General features: G+C 35.7%; 1 protein-coding gene. It reads right to left on the bottom strand.

Translation table 11 applies throughout. The features are described 5' to 3' along the window. Positions 1-603: 603 nt before the first annotated feature. Positions 604-741 carry a hypothetical protein gene (locus IQ211_RS19415; protein ID WP_189759317.1) on the bottom strand — a complete coding sequence of 46 codons (138 nt, stop codon included), beginning with the start codon at positions 739-741 and terminating at the stop codon, positions 604-606. Between the last annotated feature and the right edge of the window lie 262 nt (positions 742-1,003).

Below are 1,003 nucleotides of genomic sequence, written 5' to 3' on the forward strand. Positions count from 1 at the left end.
TCTTATTAAGTTTTGAAATAAGCGTATTTTCCTATTTTTCCATTAATAAATTATTTGCTTCCAAGTAATAGAAGGCCAAAGATTATGAATTGTAATAAAAAAGTTAATAGATATGTTATTTAATATAAATAGCGTTTCAAAATGATAGGAGTATTCCTTACCCTGCGCAGGGTAAGGAACTCCAATATCTGATACTATCAGTATTATGAAAATCTATTTATACCAATCCAACTTTAAAATGCGTGTGATTTTTCCCCGCTTAGCGGGGGAGAAATCAGGTTTCATATCGTGTTGTAAATTGCAATTTGTTAATAGTAATAACCCCCGAATAAACCAGCAGAAGTTGTTCCGGATACAATAAGTGATTTATTGACTCCAGCCCAAAGAAAAACTGTAATTTCCCGAGCCGATTTCCAGGCGATTTCTACGCGCTGAGATGGCGGGGTGGATCATGTCTTCGGGTATATTATCACCGTTAAGTTTCCAGTTTCCTTGGGTTTCAGGCAGTTCTGCCTCTACGATACAATTTGACGGAAATTTCACATCCCACAACAGGCAATCTTTATCAAATAGCTACCAGCCTGAACATGACCTCCTGCTTCCTCAATGGCGCGCAACAGATTTCACGCGGGTGGGTTCATCCAGCAATTTGTAACTGATCGCTATCAGAGATGCAGTCTGTGTAATATCCACGCCACCAAAGTGCTCATAAATTCGCCATGGCAGAATACAGGTTATCATGTATGTTGATTGGCCAAAGTTGCCCTGAGTATTCATTAAAAATGGGTGCGATTATTTGTAATTTATTGATTTAAATGATTATTTTGTTTAGTAGGATAAAAATCATCAATTGCAAATACATTTTTTAACTTATTGGTATAACTTATAACTCTTGTTTTGAATAATTATTGAACAGAAAGACATCACTTCCACTGTCCTCAATTCCATACCTCTTTTTATTTATTTTTTTATGCATAAACGATGCATAAACTGAGAATAAAGG

Source organism: Xenorhabdus griffiniae (assembly GCF_015163655.1).
In the GTDB taxonomy this organism is placed as follows: Bacteria; Pseudomonadota; Gammaproteobacteria; order Enterobacterales; family Enterobacteriaceae; genus Xenorhabdus; species Xenorhabdus griffiniae.